Genomic DNA, 21,920 nt, shown 5'->3' on the forward strand with positions numbered 1-21,920 from the left:
GCCTTCCCCGCTGCGGGAGACGTGAAGAGTTCCGGGCGGGCGCGCGGGGGCGGGCCTTCTACACTTGAGGACATGCGCGCCGCGGACATCACCGATCAGCTCACAGACGTTCTCGTCACAGAAGAGGACATCAACGCCAAACTCGCCGAGATCGCTCGTCAGGTCGAGTCGGACTACGCGGGCAAGAAGCTCCTGCTGGTCGGCGTGCTCAAGGGCGCGGCCACGGTCATGGTCGACTTCTCCCGCCACCTCAGCCGCGAGATCGAGATGGACTGGATGGCCGTCTCCAGCTACGGCGCAGGCACGAAGTCCAGCGGTGTGGTGCAGATCCGCAAGGACCTCGACACCGACCTTGGCGGCTACCACGTGCTCATCGTCGAGGACATCATCGACTCGGGCCTGACGCTGAGCTGGCTGCTGAAGAACTTCGCCGAGCGCGGCGCCGAGTCCGTCGAAGTGTTCGCGCTGCTGCGCAAGCCGGAGGCGGTCAAAGTCGAGATCGACTGCCGCTACCTCGGCTTCGACATCCCGAACGAGTTCGTCGTCGGCTACGGACTCGACTTCGCCGAGAAGTACCGCAACCTGCGGGATGTCGCCATCCTCGCCCCGCACGTCTACCAGTAGACCAAAGGCCAGCAGGCGCCGCGTTACGCCGGGGGCGAATCACAGTCGCGCCATAAACGCGGCGCGATAGCCTTTTACGAACGCGCCGCGGCGCGTCGCTGATCGACCCCAAGGGAGCCGGGCCTGCGCCCACACCATGAACGCCAAGAAGCTCACCCGCAATCCGCTGATCTATGTGCTGCTGATCGGCGTGCTGCTGATCGCCGGTTTCATCCTGATCAACAGTCTCGGCGGGCCGAAGCAGATCACGACCCAGGAGGGCTTCGAGCTGCTCGACAAGGGCGCAGCCACCGAGGTGATGATCACCGACGGCAACCAGCGCGTCGACATGCACCTGTCCGAGGCGTACGAGGGCGCGGAGGACGTGCAGTTCTACTACGTCAGCGCCCGCGCTGACGATCTCGTCAACGCCGTCGAGAGGGCCGCGCCGGCCGATGGCTATGACGACGACGTTCCGCAGCAGAGCATCTTCGGCAGCCTGCTGACGTTCCTGATCCCCGTGCTGCTGCTCGGTCTGCTGTTCTGGTTCCTGCTCGCGAATGCGCAGGGCGGCGGCCGGATGGCCCAGTTCGGCAAGTCGAAGGCGAAGATCGCGAACAAAGAGCATCCGGATGTGACATTCGTCGACGTCGCAGGGGCGGACGAGGCGCTCGAGGAGCTGCAGGAGATCAAGGACTTCCTCGCCGACCCGTCGAAGTACCAGGCGGTCGGTGCGCGCATCCCGAAGGGCGTCATGCTCTACGGCCCTCCCGGCACGGGAAAGACGCTGCTCGCGCGTGCGGTCGCCGGTGAGGCAGGCGTTCCGTTCTACTCGATCTCCGGCTCGGACTTCGTGGAGATGTTCGTCGGCGTCGGCGCCAGCCGCGTGCGCGACCTGTTCAACCAGGCCAAGGAGAACGGCCCGGCGATCATCTTCATCGACGAGATCGACGCCGTGGGCCGCCAGCGCGGCGCGGGCATGGGCGGCGGTCACGACGAGCGCGAGCAGACGCTGAACCAGATGCTCGTCGAGATGGACGGCTTCGACCCGAAGGTCAATGTCATCGTCATCGCCGCGACGAACCGTCCGGACATCCTCGACCCCGCGCTGCTGCGCCCCGGCCGCTTCGACCGCCAGATCGGCGTCGACTCGCCCGACCTCGCCGGCCGCCACCAGATCCTCGAGGTGCACGGCCGGGGCAAGCCCCTCGCCGACAGCGTCGACCTCAACTCCGTCGCACGGAAGACTCCGGGCTTCACGGGCGCCGACCTGGCGAACGTGCTCAACGAGGCCGCGCTGCTCACGGCGCGCTCCAACGCGCAGCTGATCGACCACCGCGCCCTCGACGAGGCGATCGATCGCGTCATCGGCGGCCCGCAGCGCCGCACCCGCGTGATGAAGGACAAGGAGCGCCTCATCACGGCCTACCACGAGGGCGGCCACGCGCTCGCCGCGGCGGCGATGAACTTCTCGGACCCGGTCACCAAGATCACGATCCTGCCGCGCGGCAAGGCCCTCGGCTACACGATGGTGCTGCCGCTCGAGGACAAGTTCTCGATCACCCGCAACGAGCTGCAGGACCAGCTCACCTATGCGATGGGCGGCCGCGTCGCCGAGGAGATCGTGTTCCACGACCCGACGACGGGTGCCTCGAACGACATCGAGAAAGCCACGTCGACTGCCCGCAAGATGGTCACCGAATACGGCATGACCACGGCCATCGGACCTGTGAAGCTCGCAGGCGCCAGCGGCGAGGTGTTCATGGGCCGCGACATGGGGCACGGCCGTGACTTCTCGGACGGTTCGGCTTCGGCGATCGACGCCGAAGTGCGCGCGCTGATCGAGCAGGCCCACGATGAGGCGTACGAGGTGCTCACGGCGAACCGCGACATCCTCGACGGACTCGCCCACGAGCTGCTCGAGAAGGAGACGCTCGACCACCATCGCCTCGACGAGATCTTCGCGAACGTGCGGAAGCTGCCGAAGCGCCCGCAGTGGCTCTCCAGCGACGGTCGCCCGGTCTCGGATCTGCCGCCGGTCGACGTGCCGCGTCGTGCCAGCGAGCAGGTGCCGGTGGCGGCCAGCGCGGCCGAGCCGCAGGCGGCGTCAGGCGACGCCCAGCCCCGCCCGGCATCCGGTAACTCGCGCCCAGCCACGGCCTGAACCATGGCTGGCCCGGAGGGCGTGGACCGCGACAGGGTCGCCGAGCTCACGCGCGAGCTGCTGATCGCCATCGGCGAGGACCCGGATCGTCCGGGCCTGACCCGCACGCCGGAGCGGGTCGCGGAGATGGTCGCCGAGATGTTCGGCGGTCTGTCGCAGGACCCTGCGGCTCCGTTGGCCTCGACCATCAGCGTCGCCTCAGGCCCCGCTCCCGAGACGCAGCCGTCGGGAGCGGTGATCGTGCGGGGCGTCCGGTTCCGCTCGGTGTGCGAGCATCACCTGCTGCCCAGCCACGGCACGGCGCATGTGGCGTACCTGCCCGGCGAGAAGGTGGTCGGGCTCGGTGCGTTCACGAAGGTCATCGACATCCTCGCCAACCGGCCGCAGGTGCAGGAGCGCCTCGGCGAGCAGATCGCCGACACGATCGCGCAGGCCCTCGCCGCCCGCGGCGTCGTCGTCGTGCTCGACGCGGTGCACCAGTGCGTGACGATGCGCGGAGCGCAGCAGACCGACAGCTCCACCGTCACGATCGCCACGCGCGGCGAGCTGGCAGACCCCGCTGCCAGGGCGGAGATCATCGCGCTGATCGGGAAGGGTGAGGGCTGATGGAGATCTGGGGAGTCGTCAACGTCACGCCGGACTCGTTCAGCGACGGCGGCGAGTTCTTCTCGCACGACGCCGCGATCGCGCGCGGGCGAGAGCTGCGCGAGCAGGGAGCGACCGTGCTCGACGTCGGCGGAGAGTCGACCAGACCAGGCGCCCACCCGGTCGGCGCCGAAGAGGAGCTGCGACGCGTGCTCCCCGTGATCGAGGCGCTCGCATCCGACGGCGCCGTCGTGAGCGTCGACACCTACCGGGCCGATGTCGCGGAGCGCGCGATCGCCGCCGGCGCGAGGATCGTCAACGACGTCTCTGGCGGCCTCGAGGACCCGCGCATCTTCGACGTGGTCGCCGCAGGCGACGCCGAGATCGCGATCGGCCACTGGCGAGGGCCGTCTGCCGACATGTACGCGATGGCGCAGTACTCGCGCGTGGGAGACGAAGTCGCGGTCGAGCTGCTGCGCCGCGTCGAGGCGGCGAGGGCCGCCGGAGTGCGAGATGAGCAGATCATCCTCGATCCGGGCGTCGGCTTCGCGAAGACGCCGGAGCAGAGCTGGGCGGCGCTGCGCCAGCTCGACGCGATCAGCGCACTCGGCTTCCGCGTGCTGATCGGTGTCTCGCGCAAGCGCATGCTTGCGGCAGCCCTCGGCGACGATGCCTCGACCGGACGCCGCGACCTGGCCACGGCTGTGGCGAGTGTTCTCACAGCCAGGTTCGGCGCCTACGGCGTGCGCGTGCACGATGTGGTCGGCACGGTCGACGCGCTTGCGGTGCTCGACGCGTGGGACGGTGCTCCGGATGCCGCGAGCACGAAGGCGCCGACCGCCGACGGTTCCGGCATGATCGAACTGACTGGATTGCGGGTGTTCGGGCACCACGGGGTGCTCGATTTCGAGCGCGAGAACGGCCAGGAGTTCGTGGTCGATCTGCACATCTCGCTGCCGATGGCGCAAGCGGCCGAGACCGATGACGTCACCGACACCGTGCACTACGGCGAGGTCGCCGACCGAGTCGCCGCGATCGTCGCAGGCGAGCCGGTGAATCTGATCGAGACGCTCGCTCACCGCATCGGCGGCGCTGTGCTCGCTGACGAACGGATCGAGTTCGTCAGCGTCACGGTGCACAAGCCGCAGGCGCCGATCGAGCAGCGCTTCGACGACGTCTCCGTCACGGTGATGCGCATGCAGGGTGCGCCCCGAGCGGTCAGGCGGTGAGCGAGCGATGACCGCCGAAGCGGCGGGAACGGCCCCGCAGCCCGCGCCCGCATGCGCACGTACCCCCGTCGACGCCGTCGTGGCGTTCGGGGCGAACCTCGGCGACCGGTACGCGACCCTTGCCGCTGCCGAACGCGAGATCGCCGCGCTGGGCGGGGTGACGGACATCCGGATGTCGACGCCGCTGGAGTCGGTGGCGATCACGCCGACGGGCCCCGATCCGGACAAGCCCGGCTACCTCAACGCCGTCGCGCTGGTGCGCACGACGCTCGCTCCCGCCGCGCTGCTGGCGGCGCTGCACGACATCGAGAACGCCAACGGGCGCGTGCGCGAGGAGCGGTGGGGCGACCGGACCCTCGACCTCGACCTGATCGCCTACGGCGACGTGCGATCCGCAGGCCCCGAGATGACGCTGCCTCACCCGCGCGCCCACGAGCGCGACTTCGTGCTCGAGCCGTGGCTCGAACTGGACCCGGATGCCGCGGTGCCCGGCCGAGGACGGGCGGACGACCTTCTCGCCGACCTGCGCGACGAGGGGGCGGCGTGAAGCGCACCGATCCGCTCGCCCTGATCGTCGCCGCGGTGCTCGGCGGCGGCGCGGGGTTCGTGATCGATCAGGTGCTCACGACGAGCGGACATCCCACCTTCACGCCTCCGATCGGCCTGACCATCCTGCTCGTCGTGCTCGGCGGCGCGTGCATCGCTCTGGCCTGGCCGATCCGCCGATCGGTGAGAGACCAGAAGGCGCCGCGCGTCGACCCGTTCCGCGCACTGCGCATCGCGGTTCTCGCGAAGGCGTCGAGCCTCGTCGGCGCGGCCGTCGGCGGTGCGGGTCTCGGTCTCATCGTGTTCCTCACTACCCGACCTGTCGCTGCGCCGATAGGGTCGATGGGAGCGATCATCGCTGCGGTGGGGGCGAGCATCGTCCTGGTCGTCGCGGCCCTGGTCGCGGAACACATGTGCACGCTGCCGAAGGATCCAGATGACCGAGAGCACCCCGACGCCGGGCCAGGAGCCGAACCCACCAGCTGACGCGCAGGGTCCGGTCATACCGCCCCGCCCGCCGGTGCCGCCGGCCGCACCAGCGCCGGCTGGCTCGCCCGGACCAGCCGAGCCGCCGCTGTACGCCCCGGAACCACCGGCATCCGGAGCGCCGATTCCTCCCCGCCCCGAGCATCCGGATGCGGCACCAGTGCCGCCGCTCTCCGGGCAGGCCCCTGCGCCATCCGGAACTCCCGCTTCCGGCGCCCCCACGCCATCCGGGGGCGCGCCGTCGGCGTCGCCCGTGCTCGATGACGGCACGTACACGCAGCTGCGCGAGCCGCGCAACGACGGCAGGCTCGCGCTCGACGGCCGGTGGCATCAGATCTCACCCAAGTACGTCGTCTCGCAGACCGTGCAGAACGCGATCTTCGTCGCCGTCGTGCTGATCGCCGCGACAGCCGTGCAGGTGTTCGCCGAGCAGTGGTGGGGGTGGATCGCGGCCGGCGTCATCGTGCTGATCACGGTGATCACGCAGATCGTGCTGCCGCGGCAGGCCCGCGCGCTCGGGTACATGCTGCGCGACGACGATCTCGTCTTCCGCAAGGGCATCCTGTGGCAGCGCATGGTCGCCGTGCCGTACGGGCGCATGCAGCTCGTCGACATCTCGCACGGGCCGATGGACCGCGCCTTCGGCATCGCGAAGCTCAAGATGATCACGGCAGCCGCGACGACCGGCGTCGAGATCCCCGGGCTGTCGCAGGCGGCGGCAGAGTCGTTGCGCGACACCCTGATCGAGGTCGCCGAGACGAGGCGGACCGGCCTGTGAGCGATCAGACGGCTTCCGCACCGGCAGCGACTGCCGCGCCGCTGAGCGGGGGAGGGTCATCGTCGCTGGCCGACGGTCGGTGGCACCGCCTGCATCCGCTCACTCCGCTGTTCCGCGGAGGGCTCGCCCTGGTCATCATCGTGGGCATCGTGCTCGCGAATCTGCGCGAGCGGATCATCTACTGGTTCATCTCCATCTTCGACCGCGAGCACGCGATCGACATCGACTACGAGGACGGCGACCCGGTCGGCCAGGCGATCGACTGGACCGTCGCCAACAACCTGATCCTGCTCGTGCTGCTCGGCGTGCTCGCATTCGTCGCGCTGCTGTGCGGGCTGTTCTGGCTGAGCTGGCGCAAGCACGAATTCCGGATCACCGGTGAACACGTCGAGGTGCGCCGCGGCGTCGTCTTCCGCACGCAGCGCCGCGCACCGCTCGACCGCGTGCAGGGCGTGAACCTGACCAGGCCGTTCATCGCACGCATCGCGGGCATGGCGAAGCTCGAGGTCGACGGTGCGGGCACCGACGCGAACGTGCCGCTGGAGTATCTCGGCACCAAGCGCGCCGAGGAGGTGCGAGCCGACATCCTGCGGCTGGCATCCGGCGTGCGCGCAGCCAGGGCGCAGGCGCGCGAGGCCGCGGCGAACGGTGAACAGGCAGGCGTGCGCCAGGTCGTCGCCTCCACCGTGAGCGAGGGAGTGCAGGGCCTGATCGACGGCGTCGACACGCAGGACGTCGCGCCGGAGAGCCTCGTGCGGATCCCCACCGGCCGTGTCATCGGCGCGCAGGCGCTCGAGCTGCTGTGGGGGCTCGGAATCGCCCTGGTGGCGTACGGCATCTTCTTCGGCATCATGGCGCCGTTCGTGTTCTCGAACGACGACGGGCCGGGCGAGGGCTTCATGGTGCTGGGCATCACGACCCTCGTGACCTTCGTGCCAGGACTGATCGCACTGGGGGCCGTGCTGTGGACCAAGGTCTCGCAGTCGCTGCGCTACTCGATCGCCGAGACCCAGAACGGCGTGCGGATCACCTACGGGCTCACGACCACCACGACGCAGACGATCCCACCGGGCCGTATCCACGCGCTCGAGGTGTCGCAGCCGATCCTGTGGCGCCCGTTCGGCTGGTGGAAGATCAAGATCAACCGGATGTCGGGCAAGAGCCAGTCGCAGCAGCAGTCTGGGCAGTCGCAGCAGTCGGCACAGGTGCTGCCGGTGGGAACCCGTGCCGATGTCGAGCGGGTGCTGCGCGTGTGCCTGCCGTACCTGCCGGTCGCCGACCTGCCGCTGATGGTCGACAACGGCATGTACTGGCCGGCTCCGGATGCCGCTGACCCCTATCGCACCATGGCCAAGCGCGGATGGTGGCGGCGCCCGTTCTCGTTCAAGCGGCACGGCTTCGCGGTGACCGGCTACGGGCTGTTCCTGCGCCGCGGCACGATCTGGCGCAAGCAGGCCGTGTTCCCGCTCGCCCGTCTGCAGGGCGTCTCGATCGCTCAGGGGCCGATCGACCGGATGCAGCGCGTGGCGTGGGCGCAGGCGCACGCCGTCGCCGGTGCGGTCTCCGGCCAGATCGTCGGGCTCGACCGGGACGACGCCACGGATCTGCTCGACCAGGTGCGCCGCGCCGCGGTCGTCGCCGCCGCGAACGACCAGACTCACCGGTGGGGCACGGCGGAGCCCGCACCTGGCACCGTCTCGGCGCTGCCGCCGATGATGGCTGCGGCACCGGCCGGGCTCTCGCATCCGGGCCCGCCGGCCCCCGGGGCAGGGGCGTGATGCGCGACGGACGGCTCGGCGTCGGCGTGGTGGGATCGGGCCGGGTCGGGCCCGTGCTCGCCGCCGCGCTCGCCGGGGCGGGGCACTCGCTGACCGGACGCACCGCGGCCAGTGACGACGACCGCGCCTCGGCACTGCTGCCAGACGTGCCGGTGCTCGATGCACCGGAGGTGCTGCGCCGCAGCGAGCTCGTGCTGATCACCGTGCCGCGTTCGCAGCTCGCGGCGACGGTGTCGGGCTTCGCGGAGGCAGGGCACGTGCAGATGGGGCAGCTGGTGCTGCACACCGATGCTGCACACGGCATCGAAGCGCTGCGTCCCGTCGCGGAGAAGGGTGCGATTCCGCTTGCCCTTCACCCCGCGATGACGTTCACCGGCACCAGCATGGACCTGCGCCAGCTGGCAGCGACGTATGCGGGCGTGACGGCGCCTGGGCCGGTGCTGCCGATCGCGCAGGCGCTCGCGGTGGAGATCGGGCTGGAACCGATTGTGATCGAGGAGGTCGATCGCCCGGCGTACGCAGAGGCGATCGCGACGGCCGCGGAGTTCTCGAGCCAGATCGTGCGGCAGGCGACGGGGATCCTGCGCGGCATCGGCGTGCAGAACCCCGGCGGCTTCCTGTCGTCGCTGGTGCGATCGACGGTCGACCACGCTCTCGCCGAGGCCACCCCCGCCGTCCCCGACTTCCCTGAAGACGCGTAGCGCGCGGCGCCGAGCACAGGCTGCCGAGATGCGCACTTCTCGTCGAGATGCGCAGGTTTTTACGGGGTCTTGTCGAAAGAGTGCGCATCTCGGCAGCGGGTCGGGGGCGGGCGGCCGCTCAGTCGACGGGCCATAGACTGGGACGACCGCGACCGCGCGCCGCGGATCGCCGCCGCACACCCCGCACGAGGAAGCACCCGCATGCCTGAGACGCCCGCCGAGAACGCCGACGCCACGCCGGAAGACGATGTCATCCAGCAGAAGGCGGTCCGCCTCACCAAGCGTGAGCGGCTGATCTCCGAGCGCGAGTCGGCCGCGGGCGGTGCGTACCCCGTGTCGCTGCCGATCACGGCGTCGATCGCCGAGCTGCGTGCGCAGTACGGCGACGGCGGTCCGGATGAGCTGGAGGCGGGCGCCGAGTCCGGCACGATCGCGGGTGTGGCCGGACGCGTCGTGTTCAGCCGCAACACGGGCAAGCTCTGCTTCGCCGCGCTGCAGGCCGGCGACGGCTCGCGCATCCAGGCGATGGTGTCGCTCGCGAAGGTCGGCGAGGACGCGCTCGCGGACTGGAAGGAACTGGTCGACCTCGGCGATCACGTGTTCGTCTCCGGCGAGGTCATCTCGAGCCGCCGCGGGGAGCTGTCGATCATGGTCGAGACGTGGCAGATGGCGGCGAAGGCCGTGATGCCTCTTCCGAACCTGCACAGCGAGCTGAGCGAGGAATCGAGGGTGCGCCAGCGCTACCTCGATCTGATCGTGCGCGATCAGGCGCGCAGCAGCGTCATCGCCCGCGCGAAGACGAACCAGTCGCTGCGCGAGACCTTCGTCGGTCACGGCTTCACCGAGGTCGAGACGCCGATGCTGCAGGTGCAGCCCGGCGGCGCGACGGCCCGCCCGTTCGTGACGCATTCGAACGCCTTCGACACCGAGCTGTTCATGCGCATCGCGCCCGAGCTGTACCTCAAGCGCGCCGTCGTCGGCGGCATCGACCGCGTCTTCGAGATCAACCGCAACTTCCGCAACGAGGGCGCTGACTCCACTCACAGCCCCGAGTTCGCGATGCTCGAGGCGTACGAGGCCTACAGCGACTACAGCGGCATCGCCGACCTGACCCAGGAACTGATCCAGAAGGCGGCCGTTGCCGTCGCGGGTTCGACGACCGTGACCTGGGCGGACGGCACGGAGTACGACCTCGGCGGGAACTGGGATCGCGTGTCGATGTACCCGTCGCTGTCCGAGGCCGCCGGTGTGGAGATCACCCCGGAGACCTCGTTGGACGATCTCCTCGCGCTCGCCGGGAAGGCCGGCGTCGACGTGCCGCCGCACGTCACGCACGGAAAGCTCGTCGAGGAGCTGTGGGAGCATTTCGTCAAGACCGGCCTGAAGCGGCCGACCTTCGTGATGGACTTCCCCGTCGACACCAGCCCGCTCGTGCGCGAGCACCGCACGGTGCCAGGGGTCGTCGAGAAGTGGGATCTGTACGTGCGCGGCTTCGAGCTCGCCACGGGCTACTCGGAGCTCGTCGACCCGGTGATCCAGCGCGAGCGCTTCGTCGAGCAGGCCAAGCTCGCCGACCGCGGTGACGCAGAGGCGATGCGCATCGATGAGGACTTCCTCCGTGCCCTCGAGCACGGCATGCCGCCCACGGGCGGGATGGGCATGGGCATCGACCGCCTGCTGATGGCGATCACCGGTCTCGGCATCCGCGAGACCATTCTGTTCCCGCTGGTGAAGTAGGCGGGCAGGGGCGAAGCCTCCGCCCCGCGTCGGTGTCGCCCACCGGCCGACCGCTCAGCGATCGTGTGCGGCTGCGCCGTCCGGTTCTGCGGGCGAGGCGAACGCCCATGCCGGGAGCACGCCGGACTCGGTGATCGTCGTCATGATGCCCGCCAGGCCGTGCCCCGGCTCCATGCCGCGGGCCTGCTCCGCGTATTCGGACGCGTGCGTCGCGTTGCCCAGCGCCCACGACAGCCACGACGCCGCAGCCAGTGCGCCCGGCCTGGCTCGGCGCGGAGCCGAGGCGGCGATCTGCCGCGCGAGTGCAAGCCCCTGGCGCAGTCGCCATCCTTCTGGCCGCGGCCCCTCGCCCGCCAGCCGCACGGGCCCCTCCGGCAGCGGTGGGGCTGCCCCCGGTGGAGCCGGCCGCCACGCGAGCTGCCAGGCGAGCACCGTGCGCCCGCCCTCGAGATCCGTCGACCACTGCGTCAGCAGTGAGTCGCGCAGCAGCGGCGTCTCGAAGGCCAGGGCCAGCAGTCCTGCATCGGAGGCTTCGAGATGCGACGCGTCCCACGCGAGCGCTTCCTCGAATGCGTCGGGGAGCGCGCTCGTCGTGCCCAAGCGGCGCGGGGAATCCGTGCTCGCGGCATCCGACAGCGCCATCGGACGTTCCTCGTCGCCCGCGCGTGCGCGGTGCAGCAGCGCGGCGGCGAACTCGTGCTCCAACCGACCGAGTTCGGCGGCGACCGCTCGCCGCCTGCTCTTCGACGAACGCGGCAGCTTCGTGCCGTCGTGCTGATCGTGGGCGAGCGCCTCACCGGCTTCCGGCACGATCTGCGACAGCGGGAGCGGCGCGGCGACATCGCCGTACGCACCCCAGCCGTCCTTGGCCACGAGATAGGCGCCGTGCACGTGCAGGCCGCAGGCGTCCGCGCGATCGATCACGCGCTCGACCAGGCTCTCGCGAGGGAGCGGCCCGTCGGGAGGCCACTCGGCGTCGCTGTCGTATGCGACGACGGCGACGCCCTCGGTCTCCGGAACGCGGCACACCATGCCGATGGCGGTCGCGGCAGCGTGCTCGTCGCCTGCGCCATCGGCGGGCAGATCGATCCGGAGCGCGCCGGTCGCATGGGCGTCGCGCAGCGGCACGACCACGAGACTGTGCCGCGGGGTGCAGTGCGTCAGGCGCGGCACGTTCTGCAGGAAGCGCGCGGCATCTCGGATGGGCTGTGTGATCGGGGGAGGGGCTGTGGTCGTCATGTCCTGATCGTGGCAATCCCACCGCAGGGATCGGAGTTCTCCACAGGACGGCTCGGCGCATTCACCGCCATCACGGGGGTGTGAGGGGAAGGACGGTCGACCGGAACCGGCTGCGCTGTTGTCGCCTGCCGGTTCCTCCCAGCCGTTGGAGAGCGCCCACGGCTAGAATCGTCGCGTGGACTCCTACTGGCTCGCCGTGGTGTATTCGGTCGCCCCGACGATCGTGCTCGCGGGGGCGTTCTGGTGGATCATGCGCTCGATCCTGCGCATGGACCGCACCGAGCGCCGCGTCTACAACCGCATCGAGGCCGAGGAGCGCGCCAAGCGCGGACTCCCGCCCAAGACGCAGGCCTGATCTCTCTGCTCAGCAGATGATCGCTTCGACGCTCACCTGAGCATCGAAGCGCACAGCGAACCCGCCCTCGGAGTCTCCCTATCCGACGTCGCCGTCGAAGATCCCGCCGTCGAGAATCCAGTTGTACCGCAGCCGAAGCGCCCGCTCAGTGCTCGCCAGGAGCGTCACCACCAGAAGCGAGATGTTCATCCACGCGGGAAGCTGAATAGGGCTGACGAACGTGCCGATGGCGTCGGCGACCGGGGGGATGTGGGTGACCTGCTCGACGAGCTGCGGCACGCCGAGCACGAGAGCGACGACGAGCAGCACCACGGAGACGGTCCCGATCGAACGGCTCAGCACCGGACGATCCCGGTCAAGGCGGGCGCGCAGCCCCTCGGCTGAAGCCGGATCCGGTGCCAGCTGCCGCTCTGCCCCGTCGTAGGTCACATAGTGGCAGCGCTTGAGGCCGAAGCTGCTCGCATGGACCTCGATCGTGCCGCCTGGCACATCGAACGCCGCCGGCAGCTTGGACCGCGCCTGATTGACGCCGTCTCGGTAGAGCTTGGCCCACACCTCTCCGTCCGAGTCGCCCCCGAGTCGAACGTCGATCGTCCAGGTCTCCGGTGCACCGCCGATGCCTCGCAGACGCAGGTGGAAGAGGCTGCGAGAGAACAGCTGCCACCACCGGTAGCGCTGCAGCGCGTGGCCGTCACCTGGCTTGACCTTGCGCGCCGCCCGGCGCCGCCTTCCCTCGGAGCTCATCAGTCATACCCTACGAGACGGGAAGCTCGGTCTCGCCGTGGGGAGAGGCGATGATCGAGCCCCGAGCATCACATGGTGCGTCAACAGATGCGGCTCAGGTGATCGCATTCGGATGCTGCGCGAGTGGTGTGACCTTCATCGTCATATAGGGGAACAGCGGAAAACTGCTCAGCAGGCTGTGCAGCTCGTCGTTGGACGCCACATCGAAGACCGAGTAGTTCGCGTACTCGCCCACGACGCGCCAAAGGTGGACGAAGCGGCCGTCGCGCTGAACCGACTGCGAGAACGCCTTCTCAGCCTCCTGCAATCTGGAGCGCTCTTCAGCAGGCATCTCCTGCGGGAATGTCACGTCCATGCGGACCAAATACAGCATCTCGTCTCCTTCGGGTGCGGTGACACATCAAGCGTCGAACGGGTTGCAGTCGCGCGACGTGCCTAGCGGTCACTGCGGTACGCGGCGAGTTTTTCCTCGTCGATGTCGGCACCCACACCGGCGGTCTCGCGCACAGAGATCCGTCCGTCGCGGATCGCGATCGGGTCGAGGATGAGGTCGTCCGACATGTCGAGAAAGTTCGACAGCTCGCCTGCCCGGCGGCTGGTCGCCTCGTGCGCCGCACCGAAGGCGACGGTGGCAAGCGACCCGATCTGCGTGTCGATCTGATTGCCCATGGTGACATCGACTCCGAGACCGGTGCACAGACCGAGGATCTCCGTCGCCTCGGTGAAGCCGCTCCGCGCCGTCTTGATGCAGATCGCCGAGCATCCACCGTTGAGGAGCTCTCTCGATGCATCTCCCGCCGTCGGTGCCGACTCGTCAGCGACGACAGGGATAGGCGACCGATCGACCAGACGACGGCGACTCATCGCTTCTTTCGCGTCGCACGGCTCCTCCAGCATCGTCAGATCGCAGTCCGTGGTGTTCCTGAGCACCTCTGCGGCTTCGTTCGCAGTCCAGCCGCGATTGGCATCGAGGTACAGCTCGACCTCGTCGCCGAGGGCTCCGCGAAGCGCCCGGATGGTCTCGATGTCGAGTGAGAGCGGACGGCGTCCGACCTTGATCTTGAAGGTGGTGATGCCGTAGTCCTCACCCATCCGGTGCGCATCGTCGACGAGCTCGGCGGCGGGACGGAATCCGAGCATGTGCGAGACGCGCATCGAATCGGTGTAGCCGCCGAGCAGTCGATGCACGGGCTGGCCGACCGTCTTTCCGATCGCGTCCCATATCGCGATGTCGAGCGCGCCCTTGGCGACTTGGTTGTGAATCGTGCGGCGCATCACGGCATGGATCTTCTCGCGGTCGAAGATGCTCGTGCCGACGAGTGCGGGCGAGAACAGAGATCCGATCGTCTCCATGATGGAGGACTGCGTCTCCCCGTATGTGTACGGGCGAGGCGGGGCGTCCGCACTGCCGACGACGCCGTCGGTCGTAGTCACCCTGACCAGGACGTGGTCAGCGGTGCTGACCGAACCGGATGCGAAAGCGAGCGGATGCGTGTAGGGGATCTCGTAGGGGATTGTCTCAATGGAGGCGATCTTCATGCGGGGACTTCCTGTGAGGCGTCGATGAGGTCGGGGCCTCGGAAACGCATGGCGAGCCGGAGGAACGACGCGAGCAGACGCGAATCGTCGTCCTGCCGCCATACGAGGCTCAGATCGAGTGTTGGCGAATCGTCGAGGGAGAAGAAGAGGAGCCCGACGTGGGCAGCTGATCGTGCACTCTCCGGAACGATCGCCGAGCCGAGTCCTGCAGCGACGAAGGAGAGGACGGTGCTCGTCTCGGCCATTCGATGGACGATGCGCGTGCGCACACCGAGTCTTTGCGCGTGCTGGGTCGCGATCGTATCGACGACCGATCCGCGCGGATAGCCGATCAGATCTTCGTCGGCGAGCTCCGTCAACGGAATCGTGGCGGAGTTGGTGAGTCTTGTGGCAAGATCGGATCCGGGCGCTGTCGCGATGACGAGTCGCTCTCGCAGAAGCGGTCGGACGGCGAGTTCGGCCGAGTGCACGGGCGGGCGGAGAAGAGCCACATCGAACCGGCGCTCGGAGAACGAGCGCTCGATCTGCGGGGTGAGCATTTCGCTCTGCACTTGGAGATGCAGGCCGGGCAACTCGACACCGGCCATGGCGACGATCTTTGGGAGCAGCCAATAGGCAGCCGTGCCGACGCACCCGAGGCGGAGGATGCCGCTGGCACCGGAACCCACCTCGCGGACGTCGTCGACGAGCGCGTCGAACTCACCGACGAGCACGGCGGCCCTCGTGAGGAAGAGCTCACCGGCCGGAGTGAGCTCCACCCTGCGCGTTGTGCGTTCGAGCAGGGCGACACCGAGGTCTTGCTCGAGCTGCTGAATGCGCTGCGTCAGTGAGGGCTGCGCCAGGTGAAGCCGGTCCGCAGCTCGACCGAAGTGCCGTTCCTCGGCAACTGCCAGAAAAGACTGAAGGTGTCGGATGTCCACGTTGGCCTTCCCGCTCGGAGCGTCGGTCGCGATAACAGTTTCTGCGCACACATCATCGTAGCCAACATATCTGCCTACATTAATCGTATAAAGCGATCAATGTGATGCTTGCGTGAATCGGATGGGGTCGAGTGTGTCGATGCTTCGATGTGGCGCGCTGAAAGAGGCCGACTCGAAGGGGCAGAGAACTACTGATTGATGCTAGCGATCAATGGAGGTGACTTTACTATTTCCGTTGATGACTGACTAGCGCCTACTCTGTCGATGCCGAGGCGCAGACGTCTCGCACTCCGTTGACCAAGGAAATGGGCCGTCGATGATGACGAACAACAGCCGGTTCTCTGCTGGCCCGAGCGCGGCCGATCGCGCCAAGGGCACAGGGGCGATCACTCCGGCGCCCCGGCGCAACTGGTGGGGCTTCGCCGCCGGGCCGCTCGCGGGCCTCGCGCTCGCTCTCGTTCTGCCGAGCAGTCTCCCGTTCGAGGGCCGCGCGGCCGCCGGGTGCGCCCTGCTGATGGCGATCTGGTGGATGACCGAGGCGGTTCCGATCGCGGTGACCTCATTGCTGCCGCTCGTGCTGTTCCCGCTGTTCGGTATGGCACCGCTCGGGGACGTCGCTGCCCCCTATGCGAGCGGAATCATCTTCCTTGTCATGGGCGGCGTGATCCTCGGCCTCGCCGTGGAACGCAGCGGTCTGCACAGTCGCGTTGCGCTGCTCACCATTCGCGCTGTGGGGACGAAGCCCGCTCAGATGGTCCTCGGTCTCATCATCACGTCCGCCTTCATCTCGGCATGGGTGTCGAACACAGCAACGGCAGTGATCATGGTGCCGATCGCCGTGTCGATCGTGCGTCTCGTGCGGTCGATCGACCCTGAAGTGGGGACGACGAAGTTCGGCATCAGCATGCTGCTCGGTGTGGCTTATGGCGTGACGATCGGATCTACGGCGACCCTCATCGGGCAGCCGCCGATGGCGTACATGCGGGCTTACCTCTCCGAGGAGCAGGGGACGGAGATCGGGTTCGCGCAGTGGATGGCCGTCGGAGTGCCGTGGGCGATAGTGATGAGTGCGCTGGCTTGGCTCGTGCTCGCGAAGATCGTGTTCCGCACGCAGAATCGTCGCATCGCTGGGGGACGAGAAGCCATTCGCGACGAACTGCACAACCTCGGTGCGATGACGACGGCGGAGAAGCGGGTCTCCATCATCTTCCTCCTTGCCATCTTCTTCTGGGTCGTGGTGCCGTTCATCGCAGGCATCCCATGGGTGGCCGAGCATGTCCCGTTCCTCAGCGCTATCGAAGATCCTCAGGTCGCCATGGCCGCTGCTGTCGCGACCTTCATCGTTCCCGCTGAGCGTCGGCGGGCTGATCCGTCACAGGCCGCGCTGCTGCCGTGGTCGGCTTCGAAAGACATCCCGTGGGGACTGCTGCTCCTGTTCGGCGGTGGTCTCAGCCTCTCCAAGATGTTCACGGCCACGGGACTGTCGGCGTGGATCGGCGATCGAGTCGAGGGCCTCTCTGCGCTCCCGCCGATCGTGATCATTCTTGCCGTCATGATCATCGGCATCGTGCTCACGGAGCTCACGTCGAACACGGCCACCAGCGCGGCGTTCCTGCCGATCATGGGCGCCGTCGCGGTGGGCGTCGGAATCGACCCCGTGTTCATGACGATCGCGATGACCCTCGCGGTCTGCTCCGCGTATATGCTGCCGGTCGCCACGCCGTCCAACGCGGTAGCGTTCGGGTCCGGCGAGGTATCCATTCGGCAGATGGCGCGCGCCGGCGTATGGCTGAACCTCATCACGATCCCCGTCATCGTGCTGACTCTCTACACGCTCGTCCCGCTGGTGTTCGGGGTGTCCTTCTGACGCACCCGAATCCGACCGTGTGATGTCCGTCGGGCGGATCCCTGCCGGGTCCGCCCGACGCACACGTGCATGTCGTCCGCTCCCGATAGTCTGAACCCCAGGTCAGACGGGGGTACAGGTGCAGGAACTGTTCGAGCGGATCTATGCGATCCTCGATACCCCATGGCTCACGACGAGCATCTGGATCCTCGATATGGCCATCCGGATCGCCGCGGTCGTCGTCGTTCCCCGCAATCGCAAGCCCACCGCGGCGATGGCGTGGCTGCTGGCGATCTTCCTGCTCCCCGTGCCTGGCGCCTTCCTGTTCATCCTGATCGGAAACCCGCGGCTGCCGCGGCAGAAGCGCCGGATGCAGGAGCTGATCAACGGATACCTGCGCGACGCGAACGACATCCTCGAGCGGGGAGGGCTGCGGCCGCACGAGCCGAACTGGTTCTCGTCGCTCGTGCGCATGAACCGCGAGCTCGGCGCGCTGCCGATCTCCGGCGACAACGGCGTGCACCTCATCTCCGACTACCAGCGCAGCCTCGACGAGATGGCGGAGGCGATCCGCGGCGCGGAGCGCTACGTGCACATCGAGTTCTACATCCTGAAGTCCGACGCGTCGACCGACAACGCCTTCCGGGCGATGGAGGAGGCACGCTCGAGGGGCATCCCGGTGCGTGTGCTGCTCGACCACTGGGCCAACCTGTCCAAACCGCTGCACAGGCAGACGCTGGATCGGCTGACCGAGATGGGTGCGGAGTGGCGCTTCGCCCTTCCGCTGCAGCCGCTCAAGGGGAAGATGCAGCGCCCGGATCTGCGCAATCACCGCAAGCTGCTCATCGTCGACGGCGAGGTGGCGTTCCTCGGCTCGCAGAACCTCATCGACCGCACCTACAACGTGCCCAGGAACATCAAGCGCGGGCTGAAGTGGGTCGACATCATGGTGCGCCTCGACGGTCCGGTCGTCTCCAGCGTCGACGCCGTGTTCCTCTCCGACTGGTACGGCGAGACCGAGACGATCCCCGACATCGACCTGCGCGAGATGAACTCCGGCTCGGGCGACCTCGACTGCCAGGTGGTGCCGTCGGGGCCGGGCTACGAGACCGAGAACAACCTGCGCATGTTCCTCGCCCTCATCTTCGCCGCGGAGCGCAAGGTCGTCATGGTCAGCCCGTACTTCGTGCCGAACGAGGCGATGATGGCGGCCGTCGCGATCGCGTGCAGCCGCGGTGTCCACGTCGAGCTGCTCGTGTCGAAGCTGGGCGACCAGGCCGTCGTCTACCACGCACAGCGCAGCTACTACGAGGCGCTGCTCGAGGCCGGGGTGCGGATCTGGCTGTACGAGGCACCGTACATCCTGCACACCAAGAGCCTGTCCATCGACGACGAAGTCGCCGTGATCGGCTCGAGCAACATGGACGAGCGCTCCTTCGGCCTCAACTTCGAGGTCTCGCTGCTGGTGAGGGGCGGGGAGTTCGTCGAAGAGCTGCGCGTCGTCGAGGACGTCTACCGCAGCAGCAGCACGGAGCTCACCCTCGACGAGTGGCGCAAGCAGCCGCTGCGCTCGACGGTGCTCGACAACCTCGCCCGCCTCACCTCCGCGCTGCAGTAGTCGAGCGGCTGCTCAGTCCGCCAGCGCGTGCCCGCGCGGCACCGTGACGGCAAGGCCTCCCGGATGCACGGTGCAGTACATGCGGGTCGCCTCGCCGAGCCCGTCGCCGTCGAGCTGCACTGGCCTGGCCTCCGGCACCGCCGTCTCGATGCCGACGCTCGACAGGTAGCGCACCGACGTGCTCTTATGCCGTTCGACGATCCGCCGTCCCGCGCGGAACCGGCGCAGCACCGAGTTGTCCCACCACACCTTGCGCCACACGCCGAGCCATCCGAACGGACCCGACGGCTGGATCAGCGCGATGTCGAGCACTCCGTCGGCGACGGAGGCATCAGGCACCAGTGAGATGCCAGCAGGCAGCGCGCCGCAGTTGGCGATCAGCACGCTGTGCACCTTCACGGAGTGCAGCTTCGACTGCGTCTTCCTCTCGTCGATCGTCGCGTCGTCCTGGTCGTCGGAGAGCAGCTGATACACGATCCGGAACGCCTTCGCGTCCTTCAGGGACCGTGCGGCACCGTCCACGTACGCGACCCAGCCGACCTGCTTCTTCAGCGTGGGGCGCGTGTTCGCGATCATCGCCGCGTCGAGCCCCATCCCCGCCATCACGACGAACGCGTGCTGCTGAGTTGCGCCATCTGGACGGCGCAGCATCGCGATGCCGACATCGATGTGCGCGATCTCGCCCTCGAACGCGGCCCGGATGATCGTCTCCGGGTTCTCGAGCGGAAGGTGCAGATTGCGCGCCAGCAGGTTTCCCGTGCCCGACGGCACGATGGTCAGCGGCACGCCGGAGCCGTCCATCACCTCGGCGACCGCACGCACGGTTCCGTCGCCGCCGGCGACGAACACGCTCGTCGCGCCGTCGGAGAGCGCCCACCTCGTGATGCCCTGCCCCGGATCGGCGACGCTCGTCTCCAGGAAGACCGGGTCAGCCCATCCGGCGCGAGCGGAGTGCATCGCGACGAGCGATTTCAGGCGGGAGCCGTCGACCTTCGCGGGGTTGAACACCAGGGCCGCACGCTTTTCTGTGCCCATGGTCCCCATGCGCTCACTCTAAGCGACCCCGCAGCCACAGCGCTGACCGACGAAGAGGCGGGTCAGCGGGGGCGTGCGGCCCAGATCAGGCCGCGGCCGATCATCGTGCGGATCTCCGGGATCGACAGGTCGTCGACGCCGTGGCCGACGGTGCAGGCGAAGACTCTGCCATCGCCCCATTGGCGGGTCCACGCCACAGGCACGGTCGCCGGCTCCTGCCACGGGGCATCAGGGCGGACATCGTGCGTGGTCGTGACGAGCACGTCGCAGAGCGGGTCGGTGTGCACCCAGTACTGCTCGGTGGTCAGCCGGATGCGCGGGCCGAGGCCCGCGACGATGGGGTGGTCGGCGCGCTCCGGGCGCACCACGATCTCGTGGTCGACCATGTCTCCCGGATGGGCGACGAACTGGCCGCCGACGATGTGCTGGAAGTCGGTGGCGTTGCGGAACGCATCGAGCACACCGCCGTGCCATCCGGCCAGGCCGGCGCCGTTCTCGACGGCGATGCGCAGGCCGTGCATCTCGTCGGCGAGGATGTCGCCCATGGTCCAGCTCTGCACGATCAGGTCGACGCCCGACATGGCGGTCTCGTCGGCGTAGACCTCGAGGGAGTCCTCGACGGTCACATCGAATCCCGCCTCGCGCAGGTGGGGGATGAACACGTCCGTGGAGCCGACGGGATCGTGTCCCTCCCAGCCTCCGCGGACGACGAGTGCTCTCTGCGTGGTCACATGTCCTCCTTGACGGTGATGAGTGCATCGATGGAATGAGGGGCGAGAAAGCGGTCGGTGACGAGGGTGGCGGCGCCGACGACCCCTGCCTGAGCACCCGCGCGCGACGTCGTGATCCGCAGGTGCTGGGTCGCCAGCGGGAGCGAGCGCTGGTAGACGACCTCCCTGATGCCGGCGATGAGGTGTTCGCCGGCGCCGGAGAGCATGCCGCCGACGATGATCCGCGACGGGTTCAGCATGCTCACCGTTGCGGCCAGCACCGCCCCGATGTCGCGGCCCGCCTGACGAACAGCCTGGCCTGCGGCGATGTCGCCGGCGCGAACGAGGTCGACGATGTCCTGGGTCGTGTCGATCCGCGCGCCGCCTCGTCGCAGCACGTCGGCGATCGCCCCGCCACCGGCCACGGCCTCGAGGCAGCCGGTGTTGCCGCAGCGGCACGGGGTCTCTGCGGCACCCGGCACGGCGATGTGGCCGATGTCGCCGGCGGCGCCCTGCGCACCGCGACGCAGCTCGCTGTCCATCACGACGCCCGCCCCGATGCCCGTGGCGACCTTCACAAACAGCAGATTCTGCACATCCGGGCACACCGTGCGGTGCTCGCCGAGCGCCATCACGTTCACGTCGTTGTCGACGACGACGGGGGCGCCGAGGAGCTGGTGCAGGATGCCTGGGACGTCGGTGCCGTCCCATCCCGGCATGATCGGCGGGTTCACCGGGCGACCGTCGGTGTGGTCGACGGGACCCGGCAGGCCGATGCCGATGCCGGCGAGCTCGTCGAGGCTCCGCCCTGCCTTCGCGACGAGCTGCGTGCCCGTCTCGGCGACCCAGGACAGTACGTGCTCCGGATGATCGGTGATCGCCAGCGGTGCCTGCATCGATGCGAGGGCATTCGCTGCGAGGTCGGTGACGGCCAGGCGTGCGTGGGTGGCGCCGAGGTCGACGCCGAGCACGATGCGGTTCGCCGGTGAGAAGGCGAAGGTCGACGGGGGGCGTCCTCCCGTGCTGGTGGCCTCGCCTGCCGGAGCGAGCAGCCCTGCGGCGCTCAGCGCGTCGATCCGCGCGGCGACCGTCGAGCGCGACTGTCCGGTCTCGGAGACCAGGGAGGCTCGGGTGCGCGGGGCGCCGTCACGGAAGAGCTGGAACAGTTCCCCGGCCCCGGTGGGGCGTGGTGGAAACTTCTGCAACGCTTCCATGAGCACAGTAAACCACGCCCTTTCGGCTTCGATGTTCTGTTGCTCGCTGTCTATCACGAGCGGGTAACGAGATCAAAGTTCCCACACTTTTGC

21 protein-coding genes are annotated in these 21,920 nt (G+C 68.5%); 13 read left to right on the top strand and 8 right to left on the bottom strand.

What is annotated here, in order from left to right; all coding sequences use genetic code 11:
- Nucleotides 1–72 precede the first annotated feature (72 nt).
- From hpt to lysS, 10 genes are all read left to right on the top strand, one after another.
- Complete coding sequence (hpt, locus tag CIK77_RS09995; RefSeq protein ID WP_087054173.1) at nt 73–624, top strand: hypoxanthine phosphoribosyltransferase; 552 nt, start codon at nt 73–75, stop codon at nt 622–624.
- Between the two features lie 136 nt (nt 625–760).
- Nucleotides 761–2,767, top strand: a complete 2,007-nt coding sequence (ftsH, locus tag CIK77_RS10000; protein WP_087054174.1) for an ATP-dependent zinc metalloprotease FtsH — start codon at nt 761–763, stop codon at nt 2,765–2,767.
- Nucleotides 2,768–2,770: 3 nt separating this feature from the next.
- Nucleotides 2,771–3,373: a GTP cyclohydrolase I gene (gene folE / locus CIK77_RS10005; protein ID WP_087054175.1), complete on the top strand. Its 603-nt coding sequence runs from the start codon at nt 2,771–2,773 to the stop codon at nt 3,371–3,373.
- A complete protein-coding gene (gene folP, locus CIK77_RS10010) occupies nt 3,373–4,581 on the top strand; it encodes a dihydropteroate synthase (protein ID WP_170934066.1) in 1,209 nt (402 codons plus the stop codon). The genes folE and folP overlap by 1 nt, the downstream gene beginning before the upstream one ends.
- A 7-nt stretch (nt 4,582–4,588) precedes the next feature.
- Entirely contained in the window at nt 4,589–5,128 is a 540-nt protein-coding gene (gene folK, locus CIK77_RS10015) for a 2-amino-4-hydroxy-6-hydroxymethyldihydropteridine diphosphokinase (RefSeq protein ID WP_087054275.1), read from the top strand.
- Nucleotides 5,125–5,613, top strand: coding sequence for a DUF3180 domain-containing protein (locus CIK77_RS10020; protein ID WP_087054177.1), 489 nt, complete (start codon nt 5,125–5,127; stop codon nt 5,611–5,613). Before folK ends, CIK77_RS10020 begins: the two co-directional genes overlap by 4 nt.
- 253 nt (nt 5,614–5,866) lie before the next feature.
- Nucleotides 5,867–6,391: a PH domain-containing protein gene (locus CIK77_RS18145; protein WP_441898351.1), complete on the top strand. Its 525-nt coding sequence runs from the start codon at nt 5,867–5,869 to the stop codon at nt 6,389–6,391.
- Nucleotides 6,388–8,169, top strand: coding sequence for a PH domain-containing protein (locus CIK77_RS10030; protein ID WP_249268490.1), 1,782 nt, complete (start codon nt 6,388–6,390; stop codon nt 8,167–8,169). The genes CIK77_RS18145 and CIK77_RS10030 overlap by 4 nt, the downstream gene beginning before the upstream one ends.
- The gene (locus tag CIK77_RS10035) at nt 8,169–8,870 is read left to right on the top strand and encodes a DUF2520 domain-containing protein (protein ID WP_087054179.1); all 702 of its coding nucleotides are present in this window, start codon (nt 8,169–8,171) and stop codon (nt 8,868–8,870) included. The genes CIK77_RS10030 and CIK77_RS10035 overlap by 1 nt, the downstream gene beginning before the upstream one ends.
- 201 nt (nt 8,871–9,071) lie before the next feature.
- Complete coding sequence (gene lysS / locus CIK77_RS10040) at nt 9,072–10,607, top strand: lysine--tRNA ligase (RefSeq protein WP_087054180.1); 1,536 nt, start codon at nt 9,072–9,074, stop codon at nt 10,605–10,607.
- Nucleotides 10,608–10,661: 54 nt separating this feature from the next.
- On the opposite strand, the gene CIK77_RS10045 is transcribed toward lysS, so the two are convergent.
- On the bottom strand, nt 10,662–11,846 hold the full coding sequence (locus CIK77_RS10045) for a DUF4192 family protein (RefSeq protein WP_087054181.1): 1,185 nt from the start codon (nt 11,844–11,846) through the stop codon (nt 10,662–10,664).
- A 175-nt stretch (nt 11,847–12,021) separates the two neighbouring features.
- On the opposite strand from CIK77_RS10045, the gene CIK77_RS10050 reads away from it, so the two are divergent.
- Complete coding sequence (locus CIK77_RS10050; protein WP_087054182.1) at nt 12,022–12,201, top strand: hypothetical protein; 180 nt, start codon at nt 12,022–12,024, stop codon at nt 12,199–12,201.
- Between the two features lie 78 nt (nt 12,202–12,279).
- Here CIK77_RS10050 and CIK77_RS10055 read toward each other — a convergent pair whose 3' ends face one another.
- The 4 genes from CIK77_RS10055 to CIK77_RS10070 all read right to left on the bottom strand — a co-directional run bounded on the left by CIK77_RS10055 (nt 12,280) and on the right by CIK77_RS10070 (nt 15,404).
- The gene (locus CIK77_RS10055) at nt 12,280–12,945 is read right to left on the bottom strand and encodes a hypothetical protein (protein WP_087054183.1); all 666 of its coding nucleotides are present in this window, start codon (nt 12,943–12,945) and stop codon (nt 12,280–12,282) included.
- 94 nt (nt 12,946–13,039) lie between these two features.
- Nucleotides 13,040–13,318, bottom strand: coding sequence for a muconolactone Delta-isomerase (catC, locus tag CIK77_RS10060; protein ID WP_087054184.1), 279 nt, complete (start codon nt 13,316–13,318; stop codon nt 13,040–13,042).
- A gap of 62 nt (nt 13,319–13,380) precedes the next feature.
- The gene (locus CIK77_RS10065) at nt 13,381–14,484 is read right to left on the bottom strand and encodes an enolase C-terminal domain-like protein (protein ID WP_087054185.1); all 1,104 of its coding nucleotides are present in this window, start codon (nt 14,482–14,484) and stop codon (nt 13,381–13,383) included.
- Complete coding sequence (locus tag CIK77_RS10070; RefSeq protein WP_140403498.1) at nt 14,481–15,404, bottom strand: LysR family transcriptional regulator; 924 nt, start codon at nt 15,402–15,404, stop codon at nt 14,481–14,483. Before CIK77_RS10070 ends, CIK77_RS10065 begins: the two co-directional genes overlap by 4 nt.
- A gap of 316 nt (nt 15,405–15,720) precedes the next feature.
- Between CIK77_RS10070 and CIK77_RS10075 the strand changes: the two genes are divergently transcribed.
- Together CIK77_RS10075 and cls are read left to right on the top strand one after the other, a co-directional pair.
- Nucleotides 15,721–17,271: an SLC13 family permease gene (locus tag CIK77_RS10075; RefSeq protein ID WP_212647448.1), complete on the top strand. Its 1,551-nt coding sequence runs from the start codon at nt 15,721–15,723 to the stop codon at nt 17,269–17,271.
- Between the two features lie 193 nt (nt 17,272–17,464).
- A complete protein-coding gene (cls, locus tag CIK77_RS10080; RefSeq protein WP_087054278.1) occupies nt 17,465–18,868 on the top strand; it encodes a cardiolipin synthase in 1,404 nt (467 codons plus the stop codon).
- A gap of 12 nt (nt 18,869–18,880) precedes the next feature.
- On the opposite strand, the gene CIK77_RS10085 is transcribed toward cls, so the two are convergent.
- Genes CIK77_RS10085 through CIK77_RS10095 form a run of 3 tightly spaced genes read right to left on the bottom strand, consistent with a single transcriptional unit; the run spans nt 18,881 to nt 21,827 of the window.
- On the bottom strand, nt 18,881–19,912 hold the full coding sequence (locus tag CIK77_RS10085; protein ID WP_087054187.1) for a diacylglycerol/lipid kinase family protein: 1,032 nt from the start codon (nt 19,910–19,912) through the stop codon (nt 18,881–18,883).
- A gap of 53 nt (nt 19,913–19,965) precedes the next feature.
- On the bottom strand, nt 19,966–20,634 hold the full coding sequence (locus tag CIK77_RS10090) for a ThuA domain-containing protein (RefSeq protein WP_087054188.1): 669 nt from the start codon (nt 20,632–20,634) through the stop codon (nt 19,966–19,968).
- A complete protein-coding gene (locus tag CIK77_RS10095; protein ID WP_087054189.1) occupies nt 20,631–21,827 on the bottom strand; it encodes an ROK family protein in 1,197 nt (398 codons plus the stop codon). The genes CIK77_RS10090 and CIK77_RS10095 overlap by 4 nt, the downstream gene beginning before the upstream one ends.
- Nucleotides 21,828–21,920: the final 93 nt, after the last annotated feature.

Origin of the sequence: Microbacterium sp. JB110 (genome assembly GCF_003335195.1) — a bacterium.
Classification (GTDB): Bacteria; Actinomycetota; Actinomycetes; order Actinomycetales; family Microbacteriaceae; genus Microbacterium.